The organism is Bradyrhizobium sp. HKCCYLRH3073, from assembly GCF_051167995.1.
GTDB lineage: Bacteria > Pseudomonadota > Alphaproteobacteria > Rhizobiales > Xanthobacteraceae > Bradyrhizobium.
In genome coordinates this window covers 1-15,000 of the sequence record NZ_JBNPUD010000008.1, presented here as the reverse complement: position 1 = coordinate 15,000, position 15,000 = coordinate 1, and the positions used below count along the sequence as shown (strand labels likewise).

The following is a 15,000-nucleotide window of genomic DNA, read 5'->3' as shown; positions in this document are numbered from 1 at the left end:
CGCGACAGCCTTCGCGCATCTTCTGGCTTGCCGAGCCGAAGCGCCGTGAGGCGCGAAGGCTGGTGGGCCTGGGAAGACTTGAACTTCCGACCTCACGCTTATCAAGCGCGCGCTCTAACCAACTGAGCTACAAGCCCTAACGCTCGAAGCTCGTCACCGCCCTGCCCGTGAGGGCCGATGCAGCAACCGCGCAGCCCCAGGCAGCGTGTTCGTCCGCGAAGAAAGAGAAACGAAGACGGCGAAATCCCGCCAATGGAGCTCAAGCAAGATCTGGCGATCTCGATGGCCCCTGATGTTTCTAAAACAGCTCGATAGCTGACAGGTCCGAAGACCAGTCGATCCGAAGATCATGCTGAAGAGCCATCCTTAGAAAGGAGGTGATCCAGCCGCAGGTTCCCCTACGGCTACCTTGTTACGACTTCACCCCAGTCGCTGACCCTACCGTGGTCGGCTGCCTCCATTGCTGGTTAGCGCACCGCCTTCAGGTAAAGCCAACTCCCATGGTGTGACGGGCGGTGTGTACAAGGCCCGGGAACGTATTCACCGTGGCGTGCTGATCCACGATTACTAGCGATTCCAACTTCATGGGCTCGAGTTGCAGAGCCCAATCCGAACTGAGACGGCTTTTTGAGATTTGCGAAGGGTTGCCCCTTAGCTTCCCACTGTCACCGCCATTGTAGCACGTGTGTAGCCCAGCCCGTAAGGGCCATGAGGACTTGACGTCATCCCCACCTTCCTCGCGGCTTATCACCGGCAGTCTCCTTAGAGTGCTCAACTAAATGGTAGCAACTAAGGACGGGGGTTGCGCTCGTTGCGGGACTTAACCCAACATCTCACGACACGAGCTGACGACAGCCATGCAGCACCTGTGTTTCGGGCTCCGAAGAGAAGGTCACGTCTCTGCGACCGGTCCCAAACATGTCAAGGGCTGGTAAGGTTCTGCGCGTTGCGTCGAATTAAACCACATGCTCCACCGCTTGTGCGGGCCCCCGTCAATTCCTTTGAGTTTTAATCTTGCGACCGTACTCCCCAGGCGGAATGCTTAAAGCGTTAGCTGCGCCACTAGTGAGTAAACCCACTAACGGCTGGCATTCATCGTTTACGGCGTGGACTACCAGGGTATCTAATCCTGTTTGCTCCCCACGCTTTCGTGCCTCAGCGTCAGTATCGGGCCAGTGAGCCGCCTTCGCCACTGGTGTTCTTGCGAATATCTACGAATTTCACCTCTACACTCGCAGTTCCACTCACCTCTCCCGAACTCAAGATCTTCAGTATCAAAGGCAGTTCTGGAGTTGAGCTCCAGGATTTCACCCCTGACTTAAAGACCCGCCTACGCACCCTTTACGCCCAGTGATTCCGAGCAACGCTAGCCCCCTTCGTATTACCGCGGCTGCTGGCACGAAGTTAGCCGGGGCTTATTCTTGCGGTACCGTCATTATCTTCCCGCACAAAAGAGCTTTACAACCCTAGGGCCTTCATCACTCACGCGGCATGGCTGGATCAGGGTTGCCCCCATTGTCCAATATTCCCCACTGCTGCCTCCCGTAGGAGTTTGGGCCGTGTCTCAGTCCCAATGTGGCTGATCATCCTCTCAGACCAGCTACTGATCGTCGCCTTGGTGGGCCATTACCCCACCAACTAGCTAATCAGACGCGGGCCGATCTTTCGGCGATAAATCTTTCCCCGTAAGGGCTTATCCGGTATTAGCACAAGTTTCCCTGTGTTGTTCCGAACCAAAAGGTACGTTCCCACGCGTTACTCACCCGTCTGCCGCTGACGTATTGCTACGCCCGCTCGACTTGCATGTGTTAAGCCTGCCGCCAGCGTTCGCTCTGAGCCAGGATCAAACTCTCAAGTTGAACTTGAAGCTTTGAACCGGCTGATCACAACGTTTGACGAGGTCCCACCAATCGATCTCCACGCTTCACAGCGCGAAAACCATGGTGTTACCTTTGAAACATTGTCCGCCGAAGTCTTCTCGTCCGATCTCAGAACCAAAAGCCGAAGCTCTCAACCCCGAGACCCGCAAGGACTCCGCCGTCCACGTTTCTCTTTCTTCATCTTCACTTGTCAAACAGCCCGGGACCTCGGTCCCACCCTCATGCGGAGGGGTCGCTCAACCTTTTTCGACGTCGATGAGCAACCGGGTTTTACCGGTTGTGCATCACTCAACGAAAGTGAGGAGCAATATTGGCGCGAATGCTCGCCTCGGTGTGTCCCGAAGCGGCGCCGCGCTCAGTGATCGGGTTTATAGGGGGGGCCGATCGGGGTGTCAACGCCCAATGTCAACAAATCGTCGCATCGAATCATTTTTTTCCGGACAGCAGGAGAACCCCGATTTCTTGCGGACTTCGTGCCCCACTTGGGCCACAATCCTGCGACGATTTGTTAAGCATCGACCTGGGTTGATTTGGGTCCAGCGGGGACTGCCATCGATTCAAGGATGATCCAGATCAAGGAAGCGGCGAGCCCTTCGCCTGATACGGCCGAGACGACATCGAGAGATCCTGAAGAACAATAGCGGTTCGTGGAGTCTGGCTTTCGGGCCAGAGAGTCTCGAACCGACAGAAGCGCGCCATCATTCCGAGCCGTTTGTCTTGGACGTTAAGCCAACCGGCAGCTGAGTGATCTCGGTGCTGACTTTGAACTTGGGGGACGAAGGTTGAGCCATCGGACGTCACGCGGGGGGTATGGACGCGAGATCGGCATGATCGATCTCGGTCATGAGCCGCCGCTATCGGTCGATGGCTCCGAAGCCGCGGTGATCGATCGCCGCCGCGTCTCCGTGCAATGGTTCTCCGGTACGATTCTGACTGGTCTGTGCGGCGCAGCCCTCATCGGCGGCGCCGTTTTTGCGTCGCTCGATGGCGAAATGACCTTCGCGCGCATGCCGGAGCGGATGGAAAGCGCGCTGCGCGGCGCCTTCGGCGCCAACGACCGCGTCGCCACCTTGCGCAAGAGCGACCGCCTGCCCCCGCCGAGCGAAGCCGCCGCGGCGCGCAACGTGGTGCGCATCTCGACCGTTACCCGCGCGGGTTCGCGCGAGCTGATCCGGGTCCGTCCCTACGTCCGGATCTCGGGCAACCTGTCGATGGCGACCAGCGATCTGTCCGCCAAGATCCCGCCCTTCAACGCCCAGCGCCTGCTGAGCGACACCGACAACGACAAGACGGGGTCCGGCGAGGATCCGAACAATCCCGAGGCCGTCGAGCCCGACGCCGAGGTCTCATTCGTGACCAAGGATCTCGCCGCCGTGCTCCCCAAGGCGAAGATCGCGACCTCGGTGGCGCTCGACGAAATCGTCATGCGGGTCCGTGATGCGGCGAACTGGCGCGGCAACAATGGCGGCGTGCGCTACGCCTCACTTGCCAATGCCGCCGCCGACGCGGCCGGCGCGCAGGCCGTCCAAGGCGGCGACCTGAAACTGTCCTATGCCAATGACGGCACCTCGCCCGATCCTTACGCCGGCTTCGAGACCCGGGTGGTGCCGGAAAATGTCACCTTGCTGCCCAAGACCAAGGACCAGATCACCGGCGGCAATCCGCTCGGCGAGCGGGTTCACCTGGTCAAGAAGGGCGATACCGTCGCCTCGATCCTGCGCGACCAGGGCGCGACGCCCGACGAAGCCAAGGCGATCGCCGCCCAGCTCGGCCCGCGCGGCCGTGACGGCGGCCTGAAGGAAGGCGAGAAACTGCGCATCCTGATGGCGCCATCCAGCCCTGCCCCCGGCGCCCGGCTGCAGCCGTTCCGCGTCATCGTCGCCAACGACACCATGATCGAGGCGGTCGCCGCGCTTTCGGACCTCGGACGATACGTCGCCGTCGACGCGCAGAGCATGAACACGGTCACCGAGACCGCCGACAACACCAACGACGAGGAGGATGACGGCACCGGTGTCCGCCTCTATCAGAGCATCTACGAGACGGCGATGCGCAACAAGGTGCCCACGCCGGTCATCGAGGACATGATCCGCATCTACTCCTACGACGTCGATTTCCAGCGCAAGGTGCAGCCCGGGGATTCGTTCGACGTCTTCTATGCCGGCGACGACGACGACAAGCCCGGCAACAACGACAAGACCGAGGTGCTGTTCACCTCCCTGACGGTCGGCGGCGAGACCAAGAAATACTACCGGTTCCAGACCCCCGACGACAGCGTCGTCGACTATTACGACGAGACCGGCAAGAGCGCGAAGAAGTTCCTGGTGCGCAAGCCGGTCAACAACGCGATCATGCGCTCCGGCTTCGGCGGCCGCCGCCATCCGATCCTCGGCTTCGTCAAGATGCACACCGGCGTCGACTGGGCCACCGCCTATGGCACCCCCATTTTCGCGTCCGGCAACGGCGTGCTCGAGAAGGTCGGCCAGGAAGGCGGCTACGGCAAATATATCCGCATCAAGCACAACAACGGCTACGAGACCGCCTACGGCCACATGTCGGCCTTTGCCAAGGGCATGGAGCCCGGCAAGCGCGTGCGCCAGGGCCAGGTCATCGGTTTCGTCGGCTCGACCGGCATGTCGACCGGCCCGCACGTCCATTACGAGATCCTGGTCAACGGCCGCTTCGTCGACCCGATGCGCGTGAAGCTGCCGCGCGGCCGGTCGCTGGAAGGCCCGATTATGGCGAGCTTCGAGAAGGAGCGCGACCGCGTCGACCAGATGATGACCAGCCGCGGCCCCGGCGCGTCGCGCATCTCCGATGCCGGCCCGATCCAGGTGAATCGGTAGCCCTGCCCCTCAGCATGCTCCAAACGCAAACGGCCCGCGCTTGGCGCGGGCCGTTGCCGTTTGAGTGCTGCGGATGTTCGAGATCAGTTCAGCTTGCGCTTCGGGATCGGCGCCTCGAACGTCGCGATCTCCGCCGTACGATGCGCCTTGCCGTTGAAGGTCAGCACATTGCCTTCCGACGAGATGGCGACGTTGTCGCCATCCTTGATGTCGCCGGCGAGAATCATCTCGGCGAGCGGATCCTGCACGCTGCGCTGGATCACCCGCTTCAAGGGACGGGCACCGTAGGCCGGATCCCAGCCCTTGGCGGCGAGCCAGTCGCGCGCGTCGCCATCGAGCGACAGCGTGATCTTGCGCTCCTCCAGAAGCTTCTGGAGGCGGGAGAACTGGATCTCGACGATCCGGCCCATCTCGCTCTTCTGCAGCCGATGGAACAGGATGATCTCATCGACGCGGTTGAGGAACTCGGGTCGGAAATGGCTCCGCACCGTGCCCATCACCAATTCGCGGACCTCGGACGTATCCTCGCCCTCCGGCTGGTTGACCAGGAACTCGGAGCCGAGATTCGACGTCATGATGATCAGCGTGTTGCGGAAGTCGACGGTGCGGCCCTGGCCGTCGGTCAGACGGCCGTCGTCGAGCACCTGAAGCAGCACGTTGAAGACATCCGGATGCGCCTTCTCGATCTCGTCGAACAGGACGACCTGGTACGGCCGGCGGCGCACGGCCTCGGTGAGCGCCCCGCCCTCGTCATAGCCGACATAGCCGGGAGGCGCGCCGATCAGCCGCGACACCGAGTGCTTCTCCATGTACTCGGACATGTCGAGCCGGACCATCGCGGTCTCGTCGTTGAACAGATACTCGGCGAGCGCCTTGGTCAGCTCGGTCTTGCCGACGCCGGTGGGGCCTAAGAACATGAACGAGCCCATCGGCCGGTGCGGGTCCTGCAGGCCGGCACGCGAGCGCCGCACGGCGGTCGCGACCGCATGCACGGCCTCGAACTGGCCGACGACACGCTTGCCGAGCGAGTCCTCCATGCGCAGCAGCTTGTCCTTCTCGCCCTCGAGCATCTTGTCGACCGGCACGCCGGTCCAGCGCGAGACCACCTGCGCGATGTGGTTGGCGGTGACCGCCTCTTCCATCATCTCGCCGGCATTCTCCTTGGCCTCGATGTCGGCCAGTTGCTTCTCCAGCTCGGGGATGCGGCCATAGGCCAGCTCGCCCGCCTTCTGATACTCGCCGCGGCGCTGCGCGTTGGCGAGCTCGATCCGCAGGCCGTCCAGCTCGCTCTTGAGCTTCTGCGCGTTCGACAGCTTGTCCTTCTCGGCGCTCCATTTCGACGTCAGCGCCGCCGACTTCTCCTCGAGATCGGCGAGCTCCTTCTCCAGCGCCTGCAGCCGCGTCTTGGAGCCGAGATCGCTCTCCTTCTTCAAGGCCTCCTGCTCGATCTTGAGCCGGATGATCTCGCGGTCGAGCGAGTCCAGCTCCTCGGGCTTGCTGTCGACCTGCATCTTCAGCCGCGCCGCCGCCTCGTCCATCAGGTCGATGGCCTTGTCCGGCAGGAAGCGGTCGGTGATGTAGCGGTTCGACAAGGTCGCGGACGCCACCAGCGCGGAGTCGGTGATGCGCACGCCGTGATGCTGCTCGTATTTGTCCTTCAGGCCGCGCAGGATCGAGATGGTGTCCTCGACCGTGGGCTCGGTGACGTAGACCGGTTGGAACCTGCGCGCGAGCGCCGCGTCCTTCTCGACATGCTTCTGATACTCGTCGAGCGTGGTCGCGCCGATGCAGTGAAGCTCGCCGCGGGCGAGCGCGGGCTTCAGCAGGTTCGACGCATCCATGGCGCCGTCGGCCTTGCCGGCGCCGATCAGGGTATGCATCTCGTCGATGAACAGCACGAAGGTGCCTTCGGCCGCAGTGACCTCCTGCAGCACGGCCTTCAGCCGCTCCTCGAACTCGCCGCGATATTTCGCGCCCGCAATCAGTGCGCCGAGATCGAGCGACAGCAGCCGCTTGTCCTTCAGGCTCTCCGGCACGTCGCCATTGACGATGCGCAGCGCGAGGCCTTCGACGATCGCGGTCTTGCCGACGCCGGGCTCGCCGATCAGCACGGGATTGTTCTTGGTGCGCCGTGACAGCACTTGAATCGTACGGCGGATCTCCTCGTCGCGGCCGATCACCGGATCGAGCTTGCCGTCGCGCGCCGCCTGGGTCAGGTCGCGGGCATATTTCTTCAAGGCATCATAGGCGTTCTCGGCGGTCGCCGAGTCGGCCGTGCGCCCCTTGCGCAGGCTCTCGATCGCCGCGTTGAGATTCTGCGCGGTCACGCCGCCCTTGGCGAGGATGCCGCCGGTCTCGCTGTTCTTCTCCAGCGTCAGCCCGAGCAGCAGGCGCTCCACCGTGACGAAACTGTCGCCGGCCTTCTCGGCCGCCTTTTCCGCCGCGTCGAAGGCGCGCGCCAGCTCGGGCGACAGATAGACCTGCCCGGCGCCGCTGCCCGACACTTTCGGCAGCTTGCCCAGTGCGTCCTCGGTCGCCTTCAAAATTGCGCGCGAATTGCCGCCGGCGCGATCGATCAGACCGCCCGCGAGGCCTTCGCTATCGTCGAGCAGAACCTTCAGCAGATGCAGCGGCGAAAACTGCTGATGGCCGTCGCGCATCGCCAGCGATTGCGCCGATTGGATGAAGCCCCGCGCGCGCTCGGTATATTTGTCGATATTCATGATGTTTCCCTCAGCCTGCTGTGACGCCCCGAAGGCACGGCTTCAGCATCTTCATTGGGTTTCGGACCGCGCACGTTGACGTCCATCAACGCCGCAACCATTGACGTCGCCGGCTTGCGCCCGGCTTGAGTGGAAATGTGGGAAGGCGGTGCGAAAACGGAAGGGGCCGCTTCACAAATTCGTGTGCCCTGGCCGCGACCATGGGAATCTCCTATGAGGCGGCATGAGCCAGACCCCTCCCGCGCGCATCGCCGGCCTGTACCGCTATCCGGTCAAGGGCCTTACCCCGGAACCACTGCAAACGGCCCCGTTACGGGTCGGCGAAACGCTGCCGGCCGATCGCCGCTACGCGCTGGAAAACGGCCCAACCGGCTTCGATCCGGCGGCGCCGGTGTGGAAGCCGAAAACGGCGTATCTGATGCTGATGCGCAATGAGCGCTTGGCCGGGTTCAAGACGCACTTCGGCGACGCGACCAACATCCTCACCATCCGCAAGGACGGCGCGATCGTCGCCCAAGGCGACCTCGAAAGCGCCGACGGCCGCGCCGCCATCGAGGCGTTCTTCGCGCGCGCGTTTGCCGACGAGCTGCGCGGCCCGGTCAGGCTGCTGTCGGGCGGTGGCTACGCCTTTACGGATCTGGCGCGCAAGGTGGTCTCAATCATCAACCTCGCCTCGATCGCGGAGATCGAGACCTTGGTCGGCGCGACCGTGCATCCGCTGCGCTTCCGCGCCAATGTCTACGTCGCCGGCTGGCCGGCCTGGCACGAGACCTCGCTGATGGGCGAAACGCTGCGGATCGGCTCGGCGCGGCTCAAGGTCGTCAAGACCACCACCCGCTGCGCCGCCGTCAACGTCGACCCGGACACCGCCGCCCGCGACCTCGACATCCCGCCGGCGCTCATGGCCCGGCGCGGCAACAATGAATGCGGCATCTACGCCGAGGTGATCGCAGCCGGCGACATCGCGGTCGGCGACGAACTCGCGGTCGAGCAGCTGCGGCTGGTGTAGTTCGAGCACTCACCGCATCGACGGTGCGCCCCCTCTCCCGCTTGCGGGGGAGGGCCGGGGTGGGGGCGCCACACGCGAAAATCTTCGTGAGGACAGACTTCCCCGACCCGCATCGCCTCTCCGATGCGACCTCCCCCGCAAGCGGGGGAGGCGCAGAGCGCGCGAGCCGCGAGGGCTCACCTCATCAGTTCAAGTTCGAGAGGAGAGCTCTCAGTTCGGCATCACATAGGCATACACGCGGCCGCGCGACACCGCGCTCTCTCGGACGCGGTTGCCGTTGTTGCCGGAGATGACGATCGGATTGCCCTGGGCATCGACGCCCGAGACCACGCCGACATGACCGCCGCCGCGGCGGCTCATCACCGCGATCGCGCCGACCTGCGGGCCGGAGACGCGCTGGCCATAGCTCGCAAACGAGCGCGCCATGTCGGAGCCGGTGCCGCGATGGCCGGTGCGCTCCAGCACCATGTTCATGAAACGGGCGCACCACAGGCTGCGCCGGCCGGTCGGATTACCGCTGCCGATGTAGCTGCGCGCCGCGGAGACGACGCTGCTGCCGCCGCCGAAGCCGCTCGACGACGCCATGCCGTCGGACGCCGTGCCCGGCATCATGACGCTGGCCTGCGCATCGGCAACGCCGCTCACCTGCACCCGCGCCACGCCGCGCTCCCAGCGCGACAGCCGGGCGACGGAACGCCGGTGGTGATGATGCCTTGCGTAGTGATGGCCGCCGTGGCTGCGGTGGGCATGATGCCCCGAGCCGTGATGCGGACGGGCCGATGCCGGTGTTGCGGTGACGGCGACGACTGCCGCACCCATGGTCAGCGCAACGATGTGAAGCGACCGGCGAAGGGTAGACACAACCATACTCAATCCTTCTGTTACTTCCCCCAGTACCCTGACTTGGCACCCCCTGGTCCTCAGCGCGGCCCCTCTGCAAGCCGCCAGCGGAGGTCCGTAAAATGTTGCGCTGTGACGAAACCATGACCATCGACGGCAAAAGCCTGGCGACGAGAGGGTGATTCCGAGTCTATGTTACGGCGAAAACAAGGCCGTCGATCGGGACGTTGTCGCGTATCGCGCGACTTGTCATCATCAGGCACGCGACACGGGAGGAGCTGACGATGCCCCATGCAACGGCCAAAGATGGCGTTCGCCTCTATTTTGAAGAGGTCGGCGTGGGCACGCCGCTGATCTTCCTGCACGAGTTCGCCGCCGACCACACCAATTGGGAGCCGCAACTGCGCTACTTCGCGCGGCGCCACCGCTGCATCGCCTACTCCGCGCGCGGCTACACGCCCTCGGACGTGCCGGCCGCGCCCGACGCCTATAGCCACGTGCATTTCTACACCGACGCGATCGCCGTGCTCGACCACCTCGGCATCGACAGCGCCCATTTCGTCGGCCTGTCGATGGGCTCGTACTCCGCGCTGCAGGTGGCACTGAACGCACCGGATCGCATCCGCTCGATGGTGCTGGCCGGCGTCGGCTCGGGCTCCAGCCTCGAGCATCTCGAGGCCTTCCGCGCCCAGTGCCGCGCCACCGCCGAGCAGTTCGAGACACTCGGCTCGGCCGAGACCGCCAAGGTCACCCGCGAGGCCCCCGGTCGCATTCCTTTCCTCATCAAGGACCCGCGCGGCCATGCCGACTTCTACGCCGCGCTCGCCCGCCACGACGCGCGTGGCTCGGCCAACACCATGCGCGGCTTCCAGGGCAGCAGGCCATCGATCTACACCATGACGGACGCCATCCGCCGCGTTACAACCCCGGCCCTGATCATCTGCGGCGACGAGGACGACGCCTGCATCGCGCCGAGTTTGTTTCTCAAGCAGCATCTGCCGGCGTCCGGGCTAACGTTCTTCCCGAAGTCCGGACATGTGTTGAACCTGGAGGAGCCGGCGCTGTTCAACGCATCCGTCGAGCGCTTTATCGCCCTGGTCGAGGCCGGCCGCTGGGGACCGCGCGATCCAAGGTCAATGGCAGGATAAGGAGGCATGCTGCTGCTCCGACTACATCTGTCATTGCCCGCGCACTGGATCGCACGGTCAAGCCGGGCGATGACAGCGTGTTTTGCAGCAGCCACTGTGCGTCCAGACGTCCCTCAAATCGCCGCCTCCTCCAGCCGCTGCCGCAGCAGCGGCACGGCGAAGTCGACGAAGGCGCGCAGCTTCAGCGGCAGCCGGGTCTGGCCGTCATAGACGAGATGCACCGGGCGCGGCGCCGGCTCGAAGGCTTCGAGCACGAGCTGAAGTCGGCCGCTGCGGACATGATCGACGACTTGATAGGACAACGCCCGCACCAGGCCCGCTCCCGACAGGCCGGCTTCGATCGCCGCATCGATCGTGTTGACGCCGAGGCGCGCGCGGAAGCTGGCGGGGATCTCGGCGCCGTCGACTTCGAACGGCCAGGTGCCGGGCACCGACACGCTCTGGAACGAGATCACGCCGTGCCGTGCCAGATCCTCCGGCCGCGCCGGGCGGCCATTGGCGGCGAGATAATCCGGGCTGGCGCAGATGACGTGGCGGACGCTGCCGAGCCGGGTGGCGATCAAACTCGAATCCGGCAACTGGCCGATGCGCAGGGCGACGTCGACCTGGTCGTCGAGAAAGTGCGCGACACGATCGGTCATCACGAGATCGACCGCCACGTCCGGAAAGGCGCCAAGGAAGCGCGTCACCACAGGCAGCGCATGCAGCCGGCCGAACATGATCGGCGCCGTCACCACGAGATCGCCCTTGGGCTCGGAGTATTCGCCGCTGGCGACACGCTCGGCCTCGGCGACCTGTTCCAGGATCGCGCGCGCCGCTGCGACATAGGACCGACCCGCCGGCGTCAGCTCCAGGCCCTTCGCCGAGCGGATCAGAAGCGAAGCCTTCAGATGCGCTTCGAGCTCGGCCACCTTGCGGCTGACCGTCGCGAGCGGCAGCCCGAGCGTCCGGCTGGCCTTCGACAGACTCCCGGCCTCGGCTGCGGCCAACAGCACCGCCATGGCGTCCAGACGATCCAACGTATCTTTCCAAAAAATGGGAGGCCTCTTCTCGAATCTAGCGACTCGCGCCCGATTTTGGAAGGCATAGAACCAGGGTGACGGGCGGCCAACGAGTCCCGACCGCCCGAGACCAGGAGCTTCCCCATGACCACCCAGACCCGCTTCCGAACCACGACCGTCCACGGCCGCAAAGTCTTCTACCGCGAGGCCGGCGACCCGACGGCGCCGACGATCCTGCTGCTGCATGGCCTGCCGACCAGCAGCCAGATGTTCCGCGACCTGATCCCCGCGCTCGCCGATCGCTTCCATCTGGTAGCGCCCGACTACATCGGATTCGGCCATTCCGACGCGCCGTCGCGTGCAGAGTTCGACTACACCTTCGACAACCTCGCCCGGCATGTCGCGGGTCTCGTCGACGTGCTCGGGCTCGAGTCCTACATTCTCTACATGCAGGACTATGGCGGGCCGGTCGGCTTCCGCCTGTTCACGCAGCGGCCGGAGCGCGTGAGAGGCTTCATCCTCCAGAATACCAATGCCTATATGGAGGGGGTCGGCGAGGCGCCGAAGAAGGTGCTGCTGCCGTTGTGGGAGACGCGCACGCCGGAGACCGAGGCGCCTGCTCGCGAGCTGCTGAGCCTCGACGGCACCAAGTTCCAATGGCTGGTCGGCGCCAAGGATCCTGATGCCGTCAATCCCGACAACTGGACTCTCGACCAGGCGCTGCTCGACCGTCCGGGCACGCAGGACTACCAGCTCGATCTGCTGGAGAACTACAAGACCAACGTCGCGCGCTATCCGGAGTGGCAGGCGGCCTTCCGCGCCCACAGCCCGAAGACGCTGATCGTCTGGGGCCAGCACGATCCGTTCTTCATCCCGCCCGGCGCCCGCGCCTATCTCAACGACCTCGCCGACGTAAAGCTGGTGTGGCTCGACGCGGGACACTTCGTGCTCGACGAGAACACGCCGAAGGTCGCAGCCGAGATCAAGGCGGTGTTCGCGGGCGAGAGAGCGCGCGCATCATCTGCGGCCTAATCCAACAGGGATCGTCACACCACGGAGTGCTGGCAAGCGCGACAGCCGAGGCTCGAGTCGCGCTCTCGCCCGCGCCGGTCGCTGTGTCCTCCGAGAGGCCGCGGCGTACTGGATGCCCGCTTGCGCGGGCATGACAGCCGAGGCTCCCCACCCTCCTCCGTCATCGCGAGCGCCAGCGAAGCGATCCAGGGGCCATACGGAACGGCGTCACGCGTGGCCCCTGGATTGCTTCGTCGCTTGCGCTCCTCGCAATGACGCCCGAAAGCTCCGGCGTCCTCCTACTCGCCGATGATCTTGATCAGCACGCGCTTGCGCCGTCCGCCGTCGAACTCGCCGTAGAAGATCTGCTCCCACGGGCCAAAGTCGAGCTTGGCTTGCGTGATCGCGACCACGACCTCGCGGCCCATGATCTGGCGCTTCATGTGGGCGTCGGCATTGTCCTCGCCGGTGCGGTTGTGGCGATAGCCCGCCACCGGCTCGTGCGGGGCGAGTTCCTCCAGCCATTGCTCATAGTCGTGATGCAGCCCGCTCTCGTCGTCATTGATGAAGACCGACGCCGTGATGTGCATGGCGTTGACGAGCACGAGGCCCTCGCGCACGCCGCTCTCCTTCAGCGCCGCCTCGACCTCACCCGTGATGTTGATGAAGGCCCGCCGGCCCGGCGTCTGGAACCAAAGTTCCTTGCGGAACGATTTCATCGGAACAATTCCAATCTCGTTTGCCATGGCTGCTGATACAGCATGATCGTGTCGGTCCTCGAGTGTGCCGCAGCTCACAGCGCGCAGTTCCGACTTCGCCCACACTGGACACGATGGGGTGCATACTGCAAGCCACGAGGCACAGTCTCGCTCCGTCATACAATCCAAGATTGAACCGAACGTTGCGCGGACAGACTTAACTGCATTGCCGATCTCATTTCGACGATGACAACGACAGCGTGGCGGCTCGCCTTTGGGCGACGACCGTGCAGACCTGATCCGGCTGCAGCCGCTCAAATCTCATCGCACGAGAAGCTCGACTTCTGCAGGCCCGGCGCCGATCGCAGCGAGTCGCCATTCAGAGGAGAGAGACAATGAGTTTGCTGCGTATCAATCTGTTTGGCGGTCTTGAAATCAGACGGGTCTCGGGCGAGCAGGTCGTCATCCCAAGCCGCAAGGCGGCAACGCTCCTGGGCTATCTCGCCCTCACCTCTCCGCACGGCATTTCACGCAGCAAGCTTGCCGCACTCCTGTGGGAAGGCCGCTTCGGCGACAATGCGCGCGCAAACCTGCGCCAGGCGCTGTTGACGCTGCGCCGGGTGCTGCCGCAATGCGCCGACGTCATCTCGGCGGAGCGCGACGACATCCGCATCCATCCGAACGCCGTCACCACCGACGTGCAGGAGTTCGAGCTGCTGCTGCAACTCGGCGATCTGGAAACCATGGCCCGCGCCGCCGCGCTGTTCCGCGGCGAATTGCTCGACGGCATCAGCTCGACGTCCTGCGCGTTCGAGGCGTGGCTCTCCGCCGAGCGTCAACGCTTGAAGACTCGTGCGATCCGGGCGATCGCGGGCCTGCTCGACGTCGGCGGCCGGGAACATGTGGAGATCGCCACGACGTTCTCATTGCGTGTGCTGGCCGCCGATCCGCTGCAGGAGGACGTCCACCGCACCTTGATGCGCTGCTACGCGCAGCAGGGCCGCCGTGCCGACGCCCTGCGTCAATATGACTTCTGCCGCACCATCCTGCGCAAGCAGGTCGGCGCCACGCCGGAGAGCGAAACCGAATCCCTGCAGCGTGAGATCAGGCGCATGCTCCGCGTCTGACGATCGGCGCGACCTTGCTCCATGCGTTCCACACACGATCGATTTTGACGGCACTTTCACGCCCTGCTTGACACTTGCATCACGGCCACACGCGCAACATCGCCCTCGATCGACGTCGCGCAGCAACTACTCCTGATGAGGTCAAGCGGCGCGCCGCTCGAAGATCAGACAACGAGCGAGGAGACTCAACATGAGTGGCATGCAGCAGTCGACTGAAGACTATGGTCAATTGAATCCCGAAGGGATCTTCGGCTCCGTTCTCGGCAGGTTTGCCGGACAAGCGATCGGACGCCTGATCGGCGGCAAGACCGGCCGCGACTTTGGCGGCGCCATCGGCGGAATCGCCGGCGGGTTCGCGCCGTTCTCGGCCGGCCCCGGCACCGAGCAGCCGTCGGAGATGGAGCTGCAGGGCTTCTGGAGCGTGCTCAAGAAGATCGGACAGGGCGTCCAGACCGGTCTCAATGTCGGCCACAACCTCGGCATCTTCAGCGCCGGTCCGCAAGCGGCCCCCGCCGCCGCGCAGCCGACCGACATGGAGCTGCAGGGCTTCTGGAGCGTGCTCAAGAAGATCGGTCAGGGCGTCCAGACCGGCCTCAATGTCGGCCACAACCTCGGCATCTTCAGCGCCGGCCCGCAGGCAGCCCCCGCCGCCGCGCAGCCGACCGACATGGAGCTGCAGGGCTTCTGGAGCGTGCTCAAGAAGATCGGTCAGGGCGT

General features: G+C 64.4%; 9 protein-coding genes, 1 tRNA gene, 1 rRNA gene and 1 pseudogene. 6 read left to right on the top strand and 6 right to left on the bottom strand.

What is annotated here, in order from left to right; translation table 11 throughout:
• Nucleotides 1–60 precede the first annotated feature (60 nt).
• Both ACQR1X_RS19270 and ACQR1X_RS19265 read right to left on the bottom strand, forming a co-directional pair.
• Nucleotides 61–137, bottom strand: a tRNA-Ile gene (locus ACQR1X_RS19270).
• 233 nt (nt 138–370) lie between these two features.
• Nucleotides 371–1,859, bottom strand: a 16S ribosomal RNA gene (locus tag ACQR1X_RS19265).
• Between the two features lie 803 nt (nt 1,860–2,662).
• On the opposite strand from ACQR1X_RS19265, the gene ACQR1X_RS19260 reads away from it, so the two are divergent.
• Nucleotides 2,663–4,726, top strand: coding sequence for a M23 family metallopeptidase (locus ACQR1X_RS19260; protein WP_315802896.1), 2,064 nt, complete (start codon nt 2,663–2,665; stop codon nt 4,724–4,726).
• 83 nt (nt 4,727–4,809) lie between these two features.
• On the opposite strand, the gene clpB is transcribed toward ACQR1X_RS19260, so the two are convergent.
• Nucleotides 4,810–7,449 carry an ATP-dependent chaperone ClpB gene (gene clpB, locus ACQR1X_RS19255; protein ID WP_434899393.1) on the bottom strand — a complete coding sequence of 880 codons (2,640 nt, stop codon included), beginning with the start codon at nt 7,447–7,449 and terminating at the stop codon, nt 4,810–4,812.
• Nucleotides 7,450–7,672: 223 nt separating this feature from the next.
• Here clpB and ACQR1X_RS19250 point away from each other — a divergent pair, with 223 nt between their 5' ends.
• Nucleotides 7,673–8,458: an MOSC domain-containing protein gene (locus tag ACQR1X_RS19250; protein WP_434899392.1), complete on the top strand. Its 786-nt coding sequence runs from the start codon at nt 7,673–7,675 to the stop codon at nt 8,456–8,458.
• A 210-nt stretch (nt 8,459–8,668) separates the two neighbouring features.
• On the opposite strand, the gene ACQR1X_RS19245 is transcribed toward ACQR1X_RS19250, so the two are convergent.
• Nucleotides 8,669–9,325 (bottom strand): TIGR02594 family protein, encoded by a 657-nt coding sequence (locus ACQR1X_RS19245; protein ID WP_316216129.1) that lies wholly within the window; start codon nt 9,323–9,325, stop codon nt 8,669–8,671.
• Between the two features lie 257 nt (nt 9,326–9,582).
• On the opposite strand from ACQR1X_RS19245, the gene ACQR1X_RS19240 reads away from it, so the two are divergent.
• A complete protein-coding gene (locus tag ACQR1X_RS19240; RefSeq protein WP_315802892.1) occupies nt 9,583–10,446 on the top strand; it encodes an alpha/beta fold hydrolase in 864 nt (287 codons plus the stop codon).
• A 113-nt stretch (nt 10,447–10,559) separates the two neighbouring features.
• On the opposite strand, the gene ACQR1X_RS19235 is transcribed toward ACQR1X_RS19240, so the two are convergent.
• Nucleotides 10,560–11,465, bottom strand: a complete 906-nt coding sequence (locus ACQR1X_RS19235; RefSeq protein WP_316180471.1) for a LysR family transcriptional regulator — start codon at nt 11,463–11,465, stop codon at nt 10,560–10,562.
• A 126-nt stretch (nt 11,466–11,591) separates the two neighbouring features.
• Between ACQR1X_RS19235 and ACQR1X_RS19230 the strand changes: the two genes are divergently transcribed.
• Nucleotides 11,592–12,479 carry an alpha/beta fold hydrolase gene (locus ACQR1X_RS19230; protein ID WP_434899391.1) on the top strand — a complete coding sequence of 296 codons (888 nt, stop codon included), beginning with the start codon at nt 11,592–11,594 and terminating at the stop codon, nt 12,477–12,479.
• A 278-nt stretch (nt 12,480–12,757) separates the two neighbouring features.
• Here the strand turns inward: ACQR1X_RS19230 and ACQR1X_RS19225 are convergent, their stop codons facing one another.
• The gene (locus ACQR1X_RS19225; protein WP_316237077.1) at nt 12,758–13,177 is read right to left on the bottom strand and encodes a secondary thiamine-phosphate synthase enzyme YjbQ; all 420 of its coding nucleotides are present in this window, start codon (nt 13,175–13,177) and stop codon (nt 12,758–12,760) included.
• 374 nt (nt 13,178–13,551) lie between these two features.
• On the opposite strand from ACQR1X_RS19225, the gene ACQR1X_RS19220 reads away from it, so the two are divergent.
• Nucleotides 13,552–14,283, top strand: a complete 732-nt coding sequence (locus tag ACQR1X_RS19220; protein WP_316216126.1) for an AfsR/SARP family transcriptional regulator — start codon at nt 13,552–13,554, stop codon at nt 14,281–14,283.
• 190 nt (nt 14,284–14,473) lie between these two features.
• Nucleotides 14,474–15,000, top strand: a pseudogene (locus ACQR1X_RS19215) (hypothetical protein); the annotation flags it as partial.